Origin of the sequence: Agromyces aurantiacus (assembly GCF_016907355.1) — a bacterium.
Taxonomy (GTDB): Bacteria; Actinomycetota; Actinomycetes; order Actinomycetales; family Microbacteriaceae; genus Agromyces; species Agromyces aurantiacus.
Genome location: NZ_JAFBBW010000001.1, coordinates 3,774,808 through 3,794,326, shown reverse-complemented (window position 1 = coordinate 3,794,326; position 19,519 = coordinate 3,774,808). Strand labels below are relative to the sequence as shown.

Genomic DNA, 19,519 nt, shown 5'->3' with positions numbered 1-19,519 from the left:
AAGAGCCAATCCCGCTAAAGTGGCTCGCACCATGGAAGCCAATCTCAGTGCCCGCGCCCTCGAGACCCTCCTCGGCGCGTGGCGGGGCGACGGCGGCAGCGCCTACCGCGCGCTCGCCGACCGCATCCGACTGCTCGTCCTGGACGGTCGCATCCCGGTCGACACCCGCCTCCCCGCCGAGCGCGACCTCGCCGAGCGGCTCGGACTCAGCCGCACCACGGTCACCGCCGCCTACCGCGAGCTGCGCGACCAGCGGCTGCTGCACAGCGTGCGCGGCTCGGGCAGCGTCGCGCGCCTGCCCGGGGCGCCGGCCCTCCTGCCCGTCCCGCCCGCGGCCGAGTACATCGACTTCTCCAAGGCGGCGCTGCCCGCGCTGCCCTGGCTTCCGGATGTCGCGCGCGCGGCCGTCGACGACCTGCCGGCGCACCTCGGCGACCCGGGCTTCGACCCCATCGGCACGCCCGAGCTGCGGGCCGCGATCGCCGACCGCTACACCGCGCGCGGTCTGCCCACGAGCCCCGAGCAGATCATGGTCACCATCGGCGCGCAGCACGCGATCGCCCTGCTCTCGCGCGCGCTCGTCGGACGCGGCGACCGCGCGCTGATCGAGGCACCGACCTACCCGCACGCCTACGAGGCGCTGCGCGGGGCCGGCGCGCGACTCGTGACGGTCGCGACCGCGCCGGACGACGCCGGCCCTGACGGGTTCGGGGCGACCGATGAGGCCGCCGACCTGGTCCGTGCGATCGGGCACGCCAATCCCGTCGCCGCGTACCTCATGCCCGACTTCCACAACCCCACGGGTCGCTCCCTGGGCGCCGAGGCGCGCGAGCGCGTGCTCGACGCCGCCGCGCGCCAGGGCACCGTGATCATCGCCGACGAGACCACCGCCGAGCTCGACATCGACCGCGGTTTCGACCTGAAGCCGCTCGCGGCGTACGGGCCGGCCGTCATGGTCGGTTCGGTCGGCAAGACCGTGTGGGGCGGCGTGCGCGTCGGCTGGATCCGCGCCGACCGCGGGCTCATCCGGCGACTGCTGTCGGTGCGCTCGCCGGGCGACCTCGGCACGCCGATCCTCGAGCAGCTCATCGTGACGCGGCTGCTCGGCCGCATGGACGACATCCTCGACCTGCGCCGCGAGCAGCTCCGCGCCGGGCGGGACCGCCTCGAGGGGTTGCTCGCCGACGCCTTCCCCGACTGGCACGTGCCGCACGTCGACGGCGGCATCGTCACGTGGGTCGGGCTCGGCGCCCCGGTGAGCTCGCAGCTCGCGCTCGCCGCGCGCACCCAGGGGCTCCTCGTCGCGGCGGGCCCGCGGTTCGGCATCGACGGCGCGTTCGAGCGCTTCCTGCGCCTGCCGATCTGCTACTCGGCCGAGGCGACGGATGCCGCGGTCCGGGCGCTCCGCCGCGCGTGGGGATCGCTCGCCCGCACGCCCGTGCCCGACCAGAGCGTGCTCGCCGCGGTCGTGTGACCGGCGCACCCGGATCCGCCCGCCGTGGGGCGGCCGGCGGATCCGGGTGCGTCCGGACCGGATCGTGCGGTCAGTGCGCGACGACGGGCTCCTCGGCCACGGCCGCCTCGCCCTCGCGCGGGGCGTGGTGCGCGAGCTCGTTCCGGTGACGGAACAGGAGCGCCGCGAGCACCGCGCCGAAGGCGAAGAACGCCGCGCCCCACCAGTACGCGACCGTGTAGCTGTGGATCGCGGCATCCGCGAGCACCTGCTCGGTCGGCGGCGTGTGGGCGGCCACGTAGTCGGTCGCCGCGGTCGCCGCGAGCGTGTTCAGCAGGGCCGTGCCGATCGAGCCGCCGACCTGCTGGCTCGTGTTCACGGTCGCCGAGGCGACACCCGCGAACGCGCGGTCGACGCCGAGCGTGGCGGTCTGCATCGCGGCGGGCATGATCGAGCCCATGCCGAAGCCGATCACCATGAGCGCGGGCATGATGTCGGCCGCGTACACGCTGTCGAGGTCGAGACGCGTGAGCAGCACCATCCCGCTCGCGGCGAGCACCATGCCGATCGGCACCATGATCTTCGGCCCGAAGCGCGGCACGAACAGGTTGGTCGAGAGCTGTGCGGCGAGCACGAGCATCGCGATCATCGGCAGGAACGCGAGGCCGGTCTGGATCGGCGTGTAGCCGAGCGAGGTCTGCAGGTAGTACGTGACGAACAGGAAGATGCCGAACATGCCGGCTCCCGCGATGAGCACCGAGGCGTAGGCCGCGCCGCGGTTGCGGTCGAGCACGATCGACAGCGGCAGCAGCGGGTGCGCCGCGCGTCGCTGCCAGAGCACGAACGCGATGAGCAGCACGCCCGAGGCCGCGAGCATGCCCCACGTGAGCGGCGAGTCCCAGCCGTCGGTCTCGGCGTGCGAGAACCCGTAGACGAGCAGGAAGACCGCGCCCGAGACGAGGATGGTGCCGGGCAGGTCGAGCTTCGGGCGCGGCCCGGTGCGCTCGAGGTGCGGCACGAACACGGCGGCGCCGACCACGGCGACCGCCGCGATCACGACGTTGATGTAGAGGTTCCAGCGCCAGTCGAGCTGCTCGGTCAGCACGCCGCCGAGCAGCAGGCCGATCGCGCCGCCGGCACCCGCGATCGCGCCGAAGACGCCGAACGCGCGGGCGCGCTCCTTGGGGATCGTGAAGGTCGTGGTGAGCACGGCGAGCGCCGTCGGGGCGAGCAGCGCGCCGAACGCGCCCTGCAGCGCCCGGCCGCCGACGAGCACGCCGAACGTGGGAGCGGCGCCCGCGAGGGCCGACGCGGCGGCGAAGCCGACGAGGCCGATGATGAAGGTGCGCTTGCGACCCCAGAGGTCGGAGATGCGGCCGCCGAGCAGGAGCAGGCTGCCGAACGCGAGCGAGTAGGCGGTGATGACCCATTGGCGCTCGCCGTCGGTGAAGCCGAGGTCGGCCTGTGCGGCGGGAAGGGCGATGTTCACGACGGTGGCGTCGAGCACGACCATGAGCTGGGCGAGGGCGACGGTGGCGAGCGTCCACCAGCGGCGGGATGGCGCGGCGGGAAGTGGTGGAAGGAGAGCGGGGTCGTGTGGCATGCGGGCCACTCTATACGAGACTTGACAGTTTCGGATATGAACAGTTCCTGAAGTAACATGGCTGCAACACCCGGGCAGGTTGACGAGCAGGAGGACCGGATGACGCAGCTGGAGCCGTCCGTCGACGGGCCCCCCGCGGCATCCGCTCGCCTCGGTCGCAAGCGCGACCACACGCGCGACCCCGAGATCCTCGACGCGGCTGTCGAGGTGCTCGCCGAGACCGGCTACGAGGGCATGACCATCGACATGGTCGCCGCGCGCGCCAAGGCCGGGAAGGCCACCATCTACCGGCGCTGGCCGTCGAAGGCCGACCTCGTGGTCGACGCGGTCGCGTGTCTCAAGGCGAACGAGCTCGCGCCCGAGCACCTGCCCGACACCGGCAGCCTGCGCGGCGACCTCGTCGCGATGATCCGCCCGCGCACGGTCGAGGAGGGCGAACGGAAGCTCCGCGTCATGGCCGGGCTGTTCAGCCTGGTCTCGAGCTCGCCCGAACTGGCCGACGCCGTGCGCACCGCGATCATCGAGCCGCGCGTGGCCGTCAACCGGCTGTTCCTCCAGCGCGCCGTCGATCGCGGCGAGATCCCGGCCGACGTCGACGTCGACCTGCTGGCGATGGTCGCGCCCGCGATGATCGCGCACCGCCAGCTCGTCGAACGCCGTCCCATCGACGCCGACTACCTCGTGTCGCTGATCGACGGCGTGGTGCTGCCGGCGGCGCACGCCGGGCGGCGCCCGACGCCGTAGACGCCGGGAGTTCACCCGGGCGACACCGCGACGTCGACCGCTCCGGGCACTGTGGCGGGGACCCGTCCCCACCCGACAGGAGCCATCCCATGCAGCGAGCTCTCCTCGCACGCCGCGCCGCCGCGGTCGCGGCATCCGCCCTCGCACTCGGCGCACTCGGCACGGCACCCGCGCTGGCCGGCACGGCCGTCGCGCCGGCCAGCGCGACCGAGTCCGCGAGCGCCGCCCCGGTCGCCGCGTTCAGTCGCCTCGCCACCTACCCCGTGTTCCAGAACGTGCCCGCGGGCGTCGACCCGGCCGACGAGACCGTCGCCGAGATCTCGGCCGTGAGCGAGGACGGGCGCACGCTCGTGTACACCGACGCGGCGGGCAAGCGCATCGGCTTCCTCGACCTCTCGGACCCGTCGCATCCCGTCGGGCTCGGCACGGTCGACCTCGCCGAACTCGGCCACGCCGACGACCAGCCCACGTCGGTCTCGATCGTGGGCGACCACGTGCTCGTGGTGATCGACGAGACCGGCGGCGCGTTCACCGCGCCGAAGGGTCGACTCGACGTGCTGCGCCTCTCCGACCGCGAGCGCGTCGCGAGCATCGACCTCGGCGGCCAGCCCGACTCGATCGCGGTCTCGCCCGACCGGAAGTACGTCGCGATCGCGATCGAGAATCAGCGCGACGAGGAACTCGAGGTCGACGGCGTCGAGGGCGGCCTGCCGCAGGCGCCCGGCGGTTTCGTGCAGGTCGTGAAGCTCACGGCCGCCAAGCCCTCGAGCTGGAAGGCGCAGCCGGTCTCGTTCTCGAGCGCGGCCGCGCAGCGCACCCTCACCGCCGCGGGCGTGTTCGCGCCGACCGACCCCGAGCCCGAGTACGTCGCGTTCGGGCCGGACGGCACGCTCGCCGTGACCCTCCAGGAGAACAACGGCGTCGCGCTCGTCGACGTGCGCACGCGCACGCTCACGGGCGCGTTCTCGACCGGCACGGTCACCGCAGCGGGCTTCGACACGGTCAAGGACAAGGTCATCGACGCATCCGGCTCGCTGACGAGCGTGCCCCGCGAGCCCGACGCGATCGCGTGGGTCGACGCGCACCACGTCGCGACGGCGAACGAGGGCGACCTGGCCGGCGGCACGCGCGGCTGGTCGGTCTTCGACGTCACCAACGGCGAGCCCGTCTGGGACGCCGGGAACACCTTCGAGCAGCTCGCGATCGCGCACGGCGTCTACAACGACGACCGCGCGGCGAAGAAGGGGCCCGAGCCCGAGGGGCTCGCGATCGCCGAGTTCGGCGGGACGCCCTACGCGTTCGTCGCGAGCGAGCGCAGCAACATCGTGGTCGTCTACGACCTGAGCGAGCCGACCGAGCCGGCGTACGTCCAGACGCTCTTCGCGACGAACGGCCCCGAGGGCATCCTGCCGATCCCGGGCCGCGACCTGCTCGCGGTGTCGAGCGAGGTGGATGACGCGTCGGCCGGCGTGCGCGCGAGCGTGAACGTCTACGGCGTCGGCGACGGGGAGGCCGGCCGGCCGAGCATCGTCGCCGACTCGGTCGACGGGCGCGCCATCGGCTGGCAGGCGCTCGGCGCGCTGTCCGCCGACCCGGTGGACGCGTCGACGATCTACGCGGCGAGCGACTCGGCGCTCAAGCGGAGCACCGTCTACACGGTCCACGTCGCCTCGACGCCCGCACGGATCACCGACGCACTCGTCGTGACGAAGGCCGGCTCGCCCGCGAGCCTCGACATCGAGGGCCTGTTCGCGCGCCCGCAGGGCGGCTACTGGCTCGCCGTCGAGGGATCGACCGGCGCCGGCAACGCGCTCGTGCGAACGGATGCCGCGGGCGCGATCGTGCAGTCCGTGTCGCTGCCGTTCGAGATCACCGCGCACGTCGGCAAGTGGGGGCTCGAGGGCGTCACCGCCGTCACCGGCGAGTCCGGCGCCGAGATCGTGTACGTCGCGCTCCAGCGGCCGCTCTGGACCGACCCGGCGGCGGCGACCGGCCCGATCGACGGCGAGGGCGTGACGCGCATCGGCCGGTACGACGTCGCCACCGGCGCATGGACCTGGTTCGGCTACCGGCTCGAGTCGACGGATGTCGCGGGCGACTGGCTCGGCCTCTCCGAGATCGTGGCGGTCGACGCCGACACGCTCGCGCTCATCGAGCGCGACAAGCTCAACGGCCCGGCCGCGGCGGTCAAGCGCGTGACCACGGTCGAGCTCGGCGGCGTCGAGGGCGTCACGGGCTTGGGCGCGCTTGGCCAGCTCCCGGTGCTCGAGAAGGCGGACGCGGTCGACGTGCTCCCCGCGCTGCGGGCCACGAACGGCTGGACGCAGGAGAAGCTCGAGGGCCTCACGATCGCGGCCGACGGCGCCGTGTACGCCGTGACCGACAACGACGGGCTCAAGGATGCCACGGGCGAGACGGTGTTCCTCCGGCTCGGGTCGGCGGCCGACCTGTTCTGACCCGGCGCGGCGCGGACACGGGAGAGCGGGGCGGTGGGACCCGATACCCACCGCCCCGCCTGGTCGCGCTCCAGGAGGGCGCGACCGGCCCGTGCCGCGACCCGATACGCGGCAGGGGGGATCGTGGGGCGGCACGGGCCGCCCTGGGACGGGACCCGGCGCCGGCAGGGCGGCGCCGGGCCCTCATCCGGTCAGCGGCGCAGTGCGAACCGCCGGACCCCGACGAGCAGGCCGCCCGTCAGGAGGAGGAACAGCGCGAGTCGCTGCCAGAACCCCGCGTCGACGCCGGTCGAGGCGAGCCCGCCCGCGGCCGACGTCAGCGGCGCCGACGCGGCGACCGACGAGCCGGTCGAGGTGTCCGAGCCGGAGTCCGCGCCGCCGTCACCGGGGGTGCCGGGCGTCGACGGGTCGACCGGGTCGGTCGGGTCGGTCGGGTCGACCGGGTCGGTCGGGTCGACCGGGTCGGTCGGGTCGACGGGGTCGGTCGGGTCGACGGGGTCCACGACCGTCGTCGAGCCGTCGGTCGTCGAGTCGCCGATGAGCGACACGGCGTTGCCGCCGATCGTGACGGGCAGCGACAGGCCGGGCAGGATCTGCGTGCCGCCGAGGATCGAGTCCTCGCCCGAGGTCCACGCTCCGTTGCCGTTGCCGGCACCGGAGCCCGTGTGCACGACCGTGGTCGCGTCCTCGCTGGTCGAGTCGCCGATGACCGAGACGGCGTTGCCGCCGATCGTGATCGGGGCCTGGATGCCGCCGAGCAGCTGCGTGCCGCCGAGGATGGAGTCCTCGCCCGAGGTCCACGCGTCGGTGCCGTCGCCGGCACCGGAGCCCGTGTGCACGACCGTGGTCGCGTCCTCGCTGGTCGAGTCGCCGATGACCGAGACGGCGTTGCCGCCGATCGTGACCGGTGCCTGGATGCCGCCGAGCAGCTGCGTGCCGCCGAGGATGGAGTCCTCGCCGGAGGTGGTGGCATCCGCACCGCCCTGGTCGCCGGTGGCGACCTCGGTGGTCGCGTCGCTCGACGACGAGTCGCCGATGACCGACACGGCGTTGCCGCTGATCGTGATCGGGGCGTCGACGTCGACGATGCCCTGCGTGCCGCCGAGGATCGAGTCCTCGCCGGAGGTGGAGGCATCCGCACCGTCCTGGTCGCCGGTGGCGACCTCGGTGGTCGCGTCGCTCGACGACGAGTCGCCGATGACCGACACGGCGTTGCCGCTGATCGTGATCGGGGCGTCGACGTCGACGATGCCCTGCGTGCCGCCGAGGATCGAGTCCTCGCCGGTGGTCGCGGCATCCGCACCGCCCTGGTCGCCGGTGGCGACCTCGGTGGTCGCGTCGCTCGACGACGAGTCGCCGATGACCGACACGGCGTCGCCGCTGATGGTGATCGGGGCGTCGACGTCGACGATGCCCTGTGTGCCGCCGAGGATGGAGTCCTCGCCGGTGGTGGTGGCATCCGCACCGCCCTGGTCGCCGGTGGCGACCTCGGTCGTGGCGACCTCGGTGGTCGCGTCGCTCGACGACGAGTCGCCGATGACCGACAGCGAGTTGCCGCTGATCGTCACGGGCAGCTCGATCGCGATCCCGAGCTGCGAGCCCGAGAGGAGGCCGTCGTCGCCGCTCGTCTCCGAGGCGTGCGCGACGCCGGCGCCGAGGAGCATGAGCCCCCCGGTGAAGAGGGTCGCGTACAGCGCCCTCGTGGCGAATCGCTTCATGATGTGTACTCCTGACTGAATGGGTGATGACGCTCCCGGGCAGGGAGCGATGACCGTGTTCCGCCTGCGCGCAGGCGGATCGGCACCCGTCAGTCAGGGGTGGTGTCGGTCTCGAAGACCGGTGACGACGGCAGCGCGTCGTCGACCGAACCGAGCACGAGCGACGCGAGCGCGTCGAGCGAATGGGCGGCGAAGGCCGCGTCGGAGCCGCCGGCGGCCCCGGAGCCCGAGCCTGCCGAGGCGGAGCCGCCGGCGGGCGCGCCCGAGCCGAGCGGGGCGCCGTCGGCGGGCGAGGGCGAGGTCGGCACGAGCGTGCCGACGGGATCCGCGGCGCCGGGCGGACCGTCGAGCGAGGGTCCGGTGCCAGTGCGCACGAGCAGCCCGGATGGCGCGGCCGGAGAGACGCCTGACGTCGAATCGCCCGGGCCGGCCGTGGCTCCAGTCGGGCCGGCCCAGTCGACCGGGACCACCGAGCCGGGCACCTCGGGCACGACGCCGAGATCGGGCAGCGACGGCAGCACGCCGTCGGACGGAAGCGGTCCGAGCCGGCCGACGACGGCGCCGAGCGTGTCGTCGGCGAGGTCGACCACGGGACCGAGGAGCCCGCCGAGGGTCTCGTCGCCGAGGATCGCGCCGACGACCGGCACTCCGCCGACGAGGCCGTCGAGGCCGTCGATGACGGGGTCGGCGAGCTCGCCCACCGGCGCGCCGCCCGCGAGGTCGGCGACCGCCGAGCCGAGCTCGGAGACGACCCCGGTGAGCGTGCCGTCGGCGTCGTCGAGCGTGCCGCCCGCGGCATCCGTCGCCTCGTCGATGGTCACCGGCACGGCATCGATGACCGGCTGCGCGGGTGCGGGAGCGGCCTCGTCGACGACCTCGACCACCTCGGCGGTGGACGGGACGACGACCTCGGCCACGGGCTCGACCACCTCGTCGACGACGGCGTCGAGCGTTCCGTCGACGACGCCCACGACGCTGCCGACCGTGCCGAGCAGCCCGTCGGGCCGCTCCTCGGCCGAGGCGCTCGATGGCGAGGCGAGGAGGCTGACGACGACCCACGCGGCCGCGAGGCCGGAGCCGACGAGGGCAGCGCGGACGAGGGGCATCCGGCGTTCCGCCACGGCCGCTCGCATCCGCTCACCCCCTTCGCACGTGGTTCGGAACATATCGGGGAATCGGTTTGGAATCCATCCCCTCGACGGGATGTTCACACTTTCGGAGGACTCGGGTCGGTGCGCGTCACTGCGAGAATCGACACCATGTCCCTGCTCGCGAAGCTCAGCATGCGCAATCGCGCCCTCATCGCGCTCGTGACGATCGTGGTCGCGATCTTCGGCGGCATCGCGCTGAACGGGCTCAAGCAGGAGCTCGCGCCGTCGATCCAGCTCCCGCAGCTCTCGATCATCACGGCGTACCCGGGCGCCTCGCCCGATGTCGTGAACACCGACGTGTCGACGCCGATCGAAACCGCGATCCAGGGCATCACGGGGCTCGAGTCGACCTCGACGACGAGCTCGACGGGCGTCTCGCGCGTCGTCGCGAGCTTCACGTTCGGCACCGACCTGGCCTTCGCCGAGCAGAAGCTGCTCTCCGCGGTCAACCGCATCGCACCCGACCTCCCCGAGGACGTCGAGCCGCAGGTCGTCGCGTTCAGCTTCGACGACCTCCCGGTGCTCGCGGTCGCCGTCACGGGCGCCGACGACCCGTCGACCCTCTCCGACGAGCTGACCCGCACCACGCTGCCCGAGATCCGCGACATCGACGGCGTCCGCGACGCCGCCCTCGTCGGCGATCGCGGACGCCGCGTGGTGATCACGCCCGATCCCGCCCAGCTCGCGACCTACGGGCTGACCGCCCAGGCGATCCGCGACGCCCTCCAGCAGAACGGCGTGCTGCTCCCGGCCGGCGAGATCACCGAGGGCGATTCCACCTTCGCCGTCCAGGCGGGCACGCGGCTCGGCAGCGTCGACGACATCGCCGCGCTGCCGCTGCTCGGCGCGACCGAGCAGCAGCCGGCACCCGGCACCGAGACGGGCGGGATCCCCGCCGTGCCCGGCACCGGCACCGAGACCGGCACCGGCACCGAGACCGGCACCGGCACGGAGACCGGCGCCGGCGCGCAGCCGGGGGCCGGTCTCGGCACCGACGTCGGCACGGTCGCGGTGCCCGTCGCGCTCACGATCGGCGACGTGGCCTCGGTCGAACTCACCGAGAACCCGCAGACGAGCATCTCGCGTGTGAACGGCGAGCCGGCGCTCGCGATCTCGGTCACCAAGCTCCCCGCCGCGAACACGGTCGAGGTCTCGAACGCGGTGCGCGACGCGCTGCCCGACCTCCAGTCCGCGCTCGACACGACCAACCCCGGCGCCGAGTTCACGGTCGTGTTCGACCAGGCGCCCTACATCGAGAAGTCGATCGAGTCGCTCGCGGTCGAGGGCCTGCTCGGCCTGCTGTTCGCGGTGCTCGTCATCCTCGCGTTCCTGATGTCGGTGCGCGCGACGCTGGTCACAGCGATCTCGATCCCGACCTCGGTGTTCATCACGTTCATCGGACTGCAGGCGGCCGACTACACGCTGAACATCCTCACGCTCGGCGCGCTGACGATCTCGATCGGGCGCGTCGTCGACGACTCGATCGTCGTGATCGAGAACATCAAGCGGCACCTCGTCGCGGGCGTCGACAAGGCCTCGACGATCGTGCACGCCGTGCGCGAGGTCGCGGGCGCGATCACGGCGTCGACCATCACCACGGTCGCGGTCTTCCTGCCGATCGCGCTCGTCGAGGGCGTGACCGGCGAGCTGTTCCGTCCGTTCTCGCTCACGGTCACGATCGCGCTGCTCGCCTCGTTGCTCGTGTCGCTCACCATCGTTCCCGTGCTCGCGTACTGGTTCCTCAAGCCCGCGAAGCCGGCCAAGGGGCAGAGCGAGCAGGATGCCGCGGCGGCGGCCGCCTTCGTCGACGAGGTGTGGCTCGCGCCCGAGCTGCGCGGCGCCGACGGCGCCACGGGGCTCCGGCCCGAGCCCGCCGCCCGCGGTGGCGCGGCCCCCGCGGCCGTCGCGGCGCCGGCCACGACCACCGGCGCGCCGCGCGTCGACGAGCTCGAGCACCCGTCACGGCTGCAGAAGGGCTTCCTCCCGATCCTCGGCTGGACCCTGCGGCACTCCGCGATCACCATCATCGTGGCGGTGCTCGTGCTCGCCGGCACGGTCGCGCTCGCGCCGCTCATGAAGACCAACTTCCTCGGCTCGAGCGGCCAGAACACGTTCCGCGTCACCCAGGAGCTGCCCGTCTCGTCGAGCCTGGAGTACCTCGCCGAGGCGTCGCTGCCCGTCGAGGAGGCGATCCGGGGCGTCGACGGCGTCGAGACCGTGCAGACCTCGATCGGCACCTCGACGGGCGGTGGCGCGCTCGCCGCCTTCGGCGGCAGCGGCTCCACGGTCACCTACAACGTGACGACCGACGAGGACGCCGACCAGGACGCCCTCCAGGCCGAGGTCCGCTCGGAGCTCGCCGACCTCGAGGACGTCGGCGAGGTCACGGTGTCGGCGCAGAGCGGCTTCGGCGCGTCGAGCGACATCGAGGTCGACATCACCGCGTCGAACGCGGAGGACCTGCGGGCCGCGACCGACGCCGTGGTCGAGGAGCTCTCCGGGCTCGACTCGCTCAGCCAGGTCACCTCGAACCTCGAGGAGTCGCGCCCCTATATCGCCGTCGAGGTGGATCGCGCCAAGGCGGCCGACGCCGGGTACTCCGAGGTCGCGCTCGCGAGCGTGGTCTCCGCGGCCATGCAGCCGCAGGCGGCCGGTTCGATCGTGATCGACGAGCAGACGCTGACGATCTACCTCGCCTCGGAGGAGCCACCCGCGTCGGTCGAGGCCCTGCAGGCGCTCGAGGTGCCGACCCCGACCGGACCGGTCCGGCTCGACACGCTCGCCGTGGTCGAGCAGGTCGACGGCCCGGCCACCATCACCACGGTGAAGGGCCTGCGCAGCGCGACGGTCTCGGCGACGCCGGCCGGCGATGACCTCGGAACGGCGAGCGGGCAGGTGCAGCAGGCGGTCGCGAGCGTCGACCTGCCGGCGGGCACGTCGGCGTCGATCGGCGGTGTCACGGCCGACCAGCAGGAGTCGTTCTCGCAGCTGGGGCTCGCGCTGCTCGCGGCGATCCTCATCGTCTACGTCGTCATGGTCGCGACGTTCCGCTCGCTGCTGCAGCCCCTGCTCCTGCTCGTCTCGGTGCCGTTCGCGGCGACCGGCGCCATCCTGCTGCAGGTCATCACCGGCATCCCGCTCGGCGTCGCCTCGCTCGTGGGCGTGCTCATGCTCGTGGGCATCGTCGTGACGAATGCGATCGTGCTCATCGACCTCGTGAACCAGTACCGCGACCGCGGCATGAGCGTGCGCGACGCGCTCATGCACGGCGCCTCCCGACGGCTCCGGCCCATCCTGATGACCGCGCTCGCGACGATCTTCGCGCTGCTGCCGCTCGCGCTCGGCATCACGGGCAGCGGCGGCTTCATCTCGCAGCCGCTCGCGCTCGTCGTGATCGGCGGGCTGCTCTCGTCGACGCTGCTCACGCTGCTCGTGCTGCCGGCGCTCTACGACCTCGTCGAGGGCGGCCGCGAGCGCCGCAAGGCGAAGCGGGCGGCCAAGCGGGCCGAGCGCGAGGCGGCCGCGGCGGCCGAGCCGGCCGAGCCGACCCCCGCGGGCTGACCCGTCGCACGGGGTTCACCGAACCTTCACCGGAACGTCGCGTCGCGCCCACCCCCGCCGGGCGGCGAGTCCGTACGGTCGAGGCATGTCGACCGAGGCCCCGCTGCACGAGCGAGTGAGCGGCGTGCTGCGCGAGCGCGTCGCCCGCGGCGAGTGGGCCGCCGGCATGCGGCTGCCGAGCGAGGCCGCGCTGTGCCGCGAGTTCGGCACGTCCCGCGGCCCGATCCGCCGGGCCCTCTCGGTGCTGCGCGAGGAGGGCGTGATCGTCGGCGGCCGGGGTCGCGCCCCGGTCGTGGGCCGCGTCGTGCCGACCCAGCCGTTCTCGACGTTCTCGTCCTTCACCGAGTGGGCCCGGTCGATCGGGCGCGTGCCCGGCCAACGGACGATCGAGGCCGCGAGCCGCCCCGCCCCGTCGACGGTCGCCGGGCTGCTCGGCCTCGACGAGGGCGCCGCGGTCGTGCAGGTCGTGCGCGTCCGGCTGCTCGACGACGTGCCAACGATGGTCGAGCGCACGTCGTTCCCGCCGGAGGTCGGCGCGCTGCTCGCCGACCTCGACGCCGACCGCGGCTCGCTGCACGCCCACCTCATCGCGCGGGGCGTCGAGTTCCGGCGGGCGCGGCACACGATCGACGCCGTCGCGGCGAATCCGCTCGACGCCGAGGCGCTCGAGGTCGCGTCGGGCAGCCCCCTGCTGCGCGAGCGCCGGATCGCGTTCGACGCCGCGCGTCGCCCGCTCTCGTACGCCGACGACCGCTACCGCCCCGAGCTGGCCACCTTCACGATCGAGAACGAGGTCGATCGGCGGTCGCCGCTGACCCGTTCCGATCCCACCGTCGACGGGAGCGCCCGATGATCACCCTCGCCGTACTGGGGTTCGAGGGCGCCGTGGTGCGACGAGCGGCGGATGCCACGAGCGCGCCGATCGCGCTGCGCGGCGTCGCGGCGACGCTCGCCGAGCTGCGCCGCCGGGGCGTGCGGGTCGCGCTGGTCGGCGAGGGCGGGGCCCACGACGTCGCGCGTGCGCTCGCGGCGATGGGCTGGGCGGCGTCGGCCGGGGCTGCGGCCGGGCCGGTCCTGTTCGACGCCGTCGTCGCGGCCGACGAGGTGCTCGCCCCGCCGCCCGCGCCCTTCGCGGTGCACCACGCCATGGAGTCGACCGGCACCCTCGACGTGCGCCAGGTGCTCGTGGCGGGCGACTCGCTCGCGCTGCTCGAGGCGGGCCGCGCGGCCGGCGCCGGGTGGGTGATCGGCGTGCTGAGCGGCGCGGCGCGCCGCCCCGAACTCGAGGGCGGCCCGCACGACGCGATCCTCTCCGACGTGAACGACCTCATCGCCCTCGCCGTGCCCGCGGCGCCCGCGCGCTGACGCCGGCCGCCCGACCGACCGCACCCACCTCGAGTGGGCGATCCTGGCGGTCTCCGCGCGCCGCGGAGCGCCAAGATCGCCCACTCGAGCTGCCGCGGGGTCAGGCCCGCTCGAGCACCGCTCGCGCCGACGCCTCGGGCCGGAGGTCGAGGCGGCGCAGCAGCTGCGCGTTCGCCGCGACGATGATGGTCGACAGCGACATGAGCAGCGCGCCGACCGACATCGGCAGGACGAACCCGATCGGGGCGAGCACGCCCGCCGCGAGCGGCACCGAGATCATGTTGTACCCGGCGGCCCACCAGAGGTTCTGCTGCATCTTTCGGTAGGAGGCCCTCGACAGCTCGATCACCGAGAGCACCGAACGCGGGTCGCTCGAGGCGAGGATGACGCCGGCCGAGGCGATCGCGACATCCGTGCCCGCACCGATCGCGATGCCGACGTCGGCCTGCGCGAGCGCTGGTGCGTCGTTGACGCCGTCGCCGACCATCGCGACCGAGAGGCCCTCGCGCTGGAGCTCCTGCACCTTGGCCGACTTGTCCTCGGGGCGCACGTTGGCGAACACGCGGTCGATCCCGAGCTCGGCCGCGACCGTTCGGGCGACGGGTTCGGCGTCGCCGGTGATCATCACGACCTGCACGCCCGCGGCGTGCAGCGCGTCGACCGCCTCGCGCGACTCGGGCCGGATCTCGTCGGCGAGCGCGAGCGCGCCCGCGACCTCGCCGCCGACGACGACATGCAGCACGGTCGAGCCGCGCTCGGCCCAGGCCGCCGACGCGGGCAGCGCGGCGAGACCCTCGCGCGCGAGCAGGCCCGGCCCGCCCACGTGCACCTCGCGTCCGCCGACGGTCGCCGTCACGCCGACCGCGGGCGAGGCCTCGAAGCCGGATGCCGCCTGCAGCGCGATCCCGCGGCGCGCCGACTCGGCGACGATGGCCTTCGCGAGCGGGTGCTCGGAGTCGTGCTCGGCCGACGCCGCGAGCCCGAGCACCTCGGCGAGGTCGTGTCCCTCCGCGGCCGCGGCATCCGTCACCGCGGGCTCGCCCCTGGTCAGCGTGCCGGTCTTGTCGAAGAGGACCGCCTGCACGGTGCGCATCGTCTCGAGTGCCAGCCGGTCGGTCACGAGCACGCCGCCCCTGGCCGCGCGCTCGGTCGCGATCTGCACGACGAGCGGGATGGCGAGGCCGAGCGCGTGGGGGCAGGCGATCACGAGCACGGTCACGGTGTGGATGACGCCCTCGTCGGGGAGGCCGACGGCCCACCAGGCGACCGCGGTGATCGCCGCGGCGCCGAGCGCGAACCAGAACAGCCAGCCCGCGGCGCGGTCGGCGAGCCGCTGCGCGCGCGAGCTCGAGGCCTGCGCGTCGGCGACGAGCCGCTGGATGCCCGCGAGCGCGGTGTCGTCGCCGACGGCGCCGACGCGCACGCGGATCGCGGTGTCGGTCGCGACGGTGCCGGCGACCACGTGGTCGCCGGGGCCGCGGCTCACGGTGGTCGACTCGCCCGTGATCATCGATTCGTCCATCGCCGCGGTGCCCTCGATCACGTCGCCGTCGGCCGGGACGCGGCCGCCGGGCCGCACGATCACGACGTCGCCCACGACGAGCTCGGACGGGGAGACCGTGACGACGGTGGTCGTGCCGTCCGGGGCCTCGGTCACGCGCTCGGCCTCGTCGGGCAGCAGCGCCGCGAGCGCATCGAGCGCCGAGGAGGTCGCCGCGAGCGAGCGCATCTCGAGCCAGTGGCCGAGCAGCATGATGACGATCAGGAGCGCGAGCTCCCACCAGAAGTCGAGGTGGTGCGGGAAGAACCCGAGGCTCGCGCCCAGCGAGGCGACGTACGCGACCGTGATCGCGAGGCCGATGAGGAGCATCATGCCGGGCTTGCGCGCCTTCAGCTCCGACCAGGCGCCCGTGAGGAAGGGCGAGCCGCCCCAGAAGTACAGGACCGAGCCGAGCACCGGCGGGATCCACATCACGATCGGGTTGTCGGGCAGTTCGTAGCCGAGGAGGTCGGCGAACATCGTGCTGAACCCGATCGTCGGGATCGCGATGACGAGCATGATCCAGAAGAGGCGGCGGAACTGCGCCACGTGGTCGCCGTGGCCGGCGTGGCCGGCGTGGCCGGCGTGGCCCATGTGCCCGGCGTGCGCCTCGTGGCCGGAGTGGTCCATGGGTCCGGCGTGCGCGTCGTGCCCCGCGTGCGCGTCGTGGCCGGCGTGCTCCATGTGCCCGCCGTGCGCGTCGTGTCCGGCGTGCACGGCCGCGGCGTCATCGCCGCCGTGGCGGTCGTGGGCCGCGCCGTCGGGCTCGGTCGCGATGGTGCCGGATGCCGCGTGGGCGGTGTGGCCCGCGTGTGCGGCGTGGTCGTCGTGGTCGTGCGGCTCGGGCGCATGCCCGCCGTGCGGTGTCGGGGAACTGGGGTGCCTGTCCATGGTGACCTCCGGGAACGTGGGTCCGAATATACCCCGAGGGGGTATCTCCGTCAACCCATTCGGCACCGCCATCATTCCCGCTTCCGCGGCGCGTCGCATCCATCGGAGGCCGTGCATTGCGACCCGGCCCGCCGGGCCCGGAGGATGGAGCCATGGGGATGCCGGGGGACGCGTCGACCGGGCTCGATCCGGCGCTGACCGACGCCGACGAGGTCGCCCGGCGGCTCGGCGTCGACCCCGACCACGGGCTGTCTTCGGCGGAGGCGGCCGCGCGTCTCGCCGTGCACGGCCCGAACGAGCTCCGCAGCGCACGCCGCACCCCCTTCTGGCGACGCGCGCTCGCCCAGGTCGCCGATCCGCTGATCCTGCTCCTGCTCGCCGCCGTGGTGGTCTCGGTCGTCGCATGGCTCGTCGAGGGCGCCGAGGGCTGGCCGATCGACGCGCTCGTCATCCTCGGCATCATCGTGCTGAACGCCGTGCTCGGGCTCGTGCAGGAGTCGCGCGCCGAGCGCGCGGTCGCCGCCCTCGCCGTCATGACCCAGGCGCGCTCCTCGGTGCTGCGCGACGCCGAGCTGCGCACCGTCGCGAGCGCGGAGCTCGTGCCCGGCGACATCCTCGTGCTCGCCGAGGGCGACCAGGTCGGGGCCGACGCCCGGCTCATCCGTGCCACATCGCTGCAGGTCGCCGAGGCCGCCCTCACGGGCGAGAGTTCGGCGGTCGAGAAGCACCCCGGCACCCTCGGCGGGGCCGTGCCCCTCGGCGACCGCCGCGACATGGTGTTCAAGGGCACCGCGGTCAGTCGCGGCACGGGCCGCGCCGTGGTCACCGCCACCGGCATGGCCACCGAGATGGGCGCGATCGCGACCATGCTCGACCGCACCGAGGCGGAATCCACGCCGCTGCAGGTCGAGGTCGGCCACCTGGGTCGCACGCTCGGGCGCATCGTGATCGTCATCGCGATCGTGGTGATGGTCACCGTCGCGCTCGTGCAGGGCGTGCGGACCCCCGCCGAGTTCGTGACCGTGCTGCTGCTCGGGGTGTCGCTCGCGGTCGCCGCCGTGCCCGAGGGCCTGCCCGCGATCCTCTCGCTGGTCCTGGCGCTCGGCGTGCAGCGGATGGCGAAGCGCAACGCGGTCGTGAAACGGCTCTCGAGCGTCGAGACGCTCGGGTCCGCCTCGGTGATCTGCACCGACAAGACCGGCACGCTCACGACGAACCGGATGACCATCCAGCGCGTGGTGACGGCGTCGGGTGCGGTCGACCTCGGCGGCGTCGGCTACGAGCCCGTGGGCGAGGCGACCGTGCTCGGGCGGCCGCTCGCCGACGGACCGCTCCGGGTCGAGGCGCAGATCGTGCTCGGCGCGGGCTCGCTCGCCAATGACGCCCAGCTCGCCGAACGCGAGGGCGCCTGGCAGATCGAGGGCGACCCGACCGAGGCCGCGTTCCTCGTGGCCGCGCGCAAGCTCGCGGGCACGGTCGACGAGGCCGCCCGGTACGACCGCATCGGCGAGGTGCCCTTCAGTTCCGAGCGCAAGATGATGTCGACCGCGCACCGGCACGAGGGCGGCGCGCTCGTGGTGCTCAGCAAGGGCGCGCCCGACGTACTGCTGCGGCACTGCACGCGCATCCAGGTCGGCACGCGCGTGGTGGCGCTCGACGCGGTCCGGCGCGCTCATGCGCTCGCCGAGGCCGAGGCCCTCTCCGAGGAGGCGTTCCGCACGATCGCGGTCGCCTACCGGCCCGCGCCCGAGCTTGAGGGCGGCGAGGGCCGGGCGGATGCCGCGGGGTTCGGCGAGGCCTCGGAGCGCGACCTCGTGTACGCGGGCGTCGTGGGCATCATCGACCCGCCCCGCCCCGAGGTGCGGCCGGCGGTCGCCGAGGCGCGCGCCGCCGGCATCCGGGTCGTGATGATCACGGGCGACCACCCCGCCACGGCGACGCGCATCGCGCGCGACCTCGGCATCATCGGCGAGGAGGGGATCGCGCTGCCCGGCGCGCGGCTCGACGGCATGGACGAGCACCAGTTGCGGGATGCCGTCCGCACGGTCTCGGTGTTCGCGCGCGTCGCGCCCGAGCACAAGCTCCGCATCGTCGACGCGCTCCAGGCCGAGGGGCTGGTCGTCGCGATGACGGGCGACGGCGTCAACGACGCGCCCGCCCTCAAGTCGGCCGACATCGGCATCGCGATGGGCATCGCGGGCACCGAGGTCACCAAGGAGGCGGCCGACATGGTGCTCGCCGACGACGACTTCGCGACGATCGTGCACGCCGTGCGGGAGGGGCGGAGCATCTTCGACGACATCCGCAAGTTCCTGCGGTACCTGCTCTACTCGAACATGGGCGAGGTGCTCACGGTGTTCCTCGGCGTCGTGTTCGCGGGGGCGCTCGGCTTCACCGCGGCGAGCGCCGACGGCCTCGTGCTGCCGCTGCTCGCGACGCAGATCCTGTGGATCAACCTCGTCACCGACTCGGGTCCCGCGCTCGCGATGGGCGTCGACCCCGAGGTCGACGACGTCATGGCGAGGCCGCCGCGAGGCCTGCACGATCGGGCGATCGATCGCGGCATGTGGATCGGCATCGGCGTGACGGGCCTCGTGATCGCGGTGATCACGCTGCTGACGATGGACGTGTTCCTGCCAGGGGGGATCATCCCGGGCGGCACCGACACGTTCGACGTCGCCCGCACGGCCGGGTTCACCACGCTCGTCTTCGCGGGGCTGGTCACGGCGTTCAACGCCCGGTCGGCGACGTCGAGTGCGTTCCGCGGGCTCTTCGCCAACCGCTGGCTCTGGGGCTCGGTGCTGCTCGCGGTCGCGCTCCAGGTCGCGGTGGTCTCGCTGCCGCCGTTGCAGGTCGCGTTCGGCACCGCGCCGCTCGACGCCGCGCACTGGGCGGTGTGCGCGGGCATGGCCTCCGTCGTCCTCTGGGTCGAGGAACTCCGCAAGCTCGGCATGCGGGCGGCGGCGCGGCGCCGGGCGGATGGCGGGGCCCCGCGGGTTCGCGCTGCGTGAACACGCGCGCGAACCACGGGTCGGCC

11 protein-coding genes are annotated in these 19,519 nt (G+C 73.8%); 7 read left to right on the top strand and 4 right to left on the bottom strand.

The genetic code is table 11. The features are described from left to right. Nucleotides 1-31: 31 nt before the first annotated feature. Complete coding sequence (gene yczR, locus JOD46_RS17885) at nt 32-1,474, top strand: MocR-like transcription factor YczR (protein WP_204395822.1); 1,443 nt, start codon at nt 32-34, stop codon at nt 1,472-1,474. Nucleotides 1,475-1,544: 70 nt separating this feature from the next. Here the strand turns inward: yczR and JOD46_RS17880 are convergent, their stop codons facing one another. After that, nucleotides 1,545-3,056: an MFS transporter gene (locus tag JOD46_RS17880; protein WP_204395821.1), complete on the bottom strand. Its 1,512-nt coding sequence runs from the start codon at nt 3,054-3,056 to the stop codon at nt 1,545-1,547. A 99-nt stretch (nt 3,057-3,155) separates the two neighbouring features. Between JOD46_RS17880 and JOD46_RS17875 the strand changes: the two genes are divergently transcribed. Both JOD46_RS17875 and JOD46_RS17870 read left to right on the top strand, forming a co-directional pair. Next, nucleotides 3,156-3,800, top strand: a complete 645-nt coding sequence (locus JOD46_RS17875) for a TetR/AcrR family transcriptional regulator (RefSeq protein WP_204395819.1) — start codon at nt 3,156-3,158, stop codon at nt 3,798-3,800. A gap of 89 nt (nt 3,801-3,889) precedes the next feature. Next, nucleotides 3,890-6,256: an esterase-like activity of phytase family protein gene (locus tag JOD46_RS17870; RefSeq protein ID WP_204395817.1), complete on the top strand. Its 2,367-nt coding sequence runs from the start codon at nt 3,890-3,892 to the stop codon at nt 6,254-6,256. A gap of 191 nt (nt 6,257-6,447) precedes the next feature. On the opposite strand, the gene JOD46_RS17865 is transcribed toward JOD46_RS17870, so the two are convergent. Continuing rightward, nucleotides 6,448-7,974: a beta strand repeat-containing protein gene (locus JOD46_RS17865; protein ID WP_204395815.1), complete on the bottom strand. Its 1,527-nt coding sequence runs from the start codon at nt 7,972-7,974 to the stop codon at nt 6,448-6,450. Between the two features lie 89 nt (nt 7,975-8,063). After that, on the bottom strand, nt 8,064-9,080 hold the full coding sequence (locus JOD46_RS17860) for a hypothetical protein (RefSeq protein WP_204395806.1): 1,017 nt from the start codon (nt 9,078-9,080) through the stop codon (nt 8,064-8,066). A gap of 153 nt (nt 9,081-9,233) precedes the next feature. Between JOD46_RS17860 and JOD46_RS17855 the strand changes: the two genes are divergently transcribed. From JOD46_RS17855 to JOD46_RS17845, 3 genes are all read left to right on the top strand, one after another. Next, nucleotides 9,234-12,686 (top strand): efflux RND transporter permease subunit, encoded by a 3,453-nt coding sequence (locus JOD46_RS17855; protein ID WP_204395804.1) that lies wholly within the window; start codon nt 9,234-9,236, stop codon nt 12,684-12,686. A gap of 85 nt (nt 12,687-12,771) precedes the next feature. Continuing rightward, entirely contained in the window at nt 12,772-13,539 is a 768-nt protein-coding gene (locus JOD46_RS17850) for a GntR family transcriptional regulator (RefSeq protein WP_204395802.1), read from the top strand. After that, nucleotides 13,536-14,051 (top strand): HAD family hydrolase, encoded by a 516-nt coding sequence (locus JOD46_RS17845; RefSeq protein ID WP_204395800.1) that lies wholly within the window; start codon nt 13,536-13,538, stop codon nt 14,049-14,051. Before JOD46_RS17850 ends, JOD46_RS17845 begins: the two co-directional genes overlap by 4 nt. A gap of 100 nt (nt 14,052-14,151) precedes the next feature. On the opposite strand, the gene JOD46_RS17840 is transcribed toward JOD46_RS17845, so the two are convergent. Then, nucleotides 14,152-16,482, bottom strand: a complete 2,331-nt coding sequence (locus JOD46_RS17840; RefSeq protein ID WP_372432728.1) for a heavy metal translocating P-type ATPase — start codon at nt 16,480-16,482, stop codon at nt 14,152-14,154. A 152-nt stretch (nt 16,483-16,634) separates the two neighbouring features. Here JOD46_RS17840 and JOD46_RS17835 point away from each other — a divergent pair, with 152 nt between their 5' ends. After that, on the top strand, nt 16,635-19,493 hold the full coding sequence (locus JOD46_RS17835) for a cation-translocating P-type ATPase (RefSeq protein ID WP_239562879.1): 2,859 nt from the start codon (nt 16,635-16,637) through the stop codon (nt 19,491-19,493). Nucleotides 19,494-19,519: the final 26 nt, after the last annotated feature.

Excerpts from the sequence above, each read along its gene's own strand:
- yczR (WP_204395822.1), top strand. The coding sequence starts at position 32 with ATGGAAGCCAATCTCAGTGCCCGCGCCCTCGAGACCCTCCTCGGCGCG.
- JOD46_RS17880 (WP_204395821.1), bottom strand. The coding sequence starts at position 3,056 with ATGCCACACGACCCCGCTCTCCTTCCACCACTTCCCGCCGCGCCATCC.
- JOD46_RS17875 (WP_204395819.1), top strand. The coding sequence starts at position 3,156 with ATGACGCAGCTGGAGCCGTCCGTCGACGGGCCCCCCGCGGCATCCGCT.
- JOD46_RS17860 (WP_204395806.1), bottom strand. The coding sequence starts at position 9,080 with ATGCCCCTCGTCCGCGCTGCCCTCGTCGGCTCCGGCCTCGCGGCCGCG.
- JOD46_RS17870 (WP_204395817.1), top strand. The coding sequence starts at position 3,890 with ATGCAGCGAGCTCTCCTCGCACGCCGCGCCGCCGCGGTCGCGGCATCC.
- JOD46_RS17845 (WP_204395800.1), top strand. The coding sequence starts at position 13,536 with ATGATCACCCTCGCCGTACTGGGGTTCGAGGGCGCCGTGGTGCGACGA.
- JOD46_RS17855 (WP_204395804.1), top strand. The coding sequence starts at position 9,234 with ATGTCCCTGCTCGCGAAGCTCAGCATGCGCAATCGCGCCCTCATCGCG.
- JOD46_RS17835 (WP_239562879.1), top strand. The coding sequence starts at position 16,635 with ATGGGGATGCCGGGGGACGCGTCGACCGGGCTCGATCCGGCGCTGACC.
- JOD46_RS17840 (WP_372432728.1), bottom strand. The coding sequence starts at position 16,482 with ATGGACAGGCACCCCAGTTCCCCGACACCGCACGGCGGGCATGCGCCC.
- JOD46_RS17850 (WP_204395802.1), top strand. The coding sequence starts at position 12,772 with ATGTCGACCGAGGCCCCGCTGCACGAGCGAGTGAGCGGCGTGCTGCGC.
- JOD46_RS17865 (WP_204395815.1), bottom strand. The coding sequence starts at position 7,974 with ATGAAGCGATTCGCCACGAGGGCGCTGTACGCGACCCTCTTCACCGGG.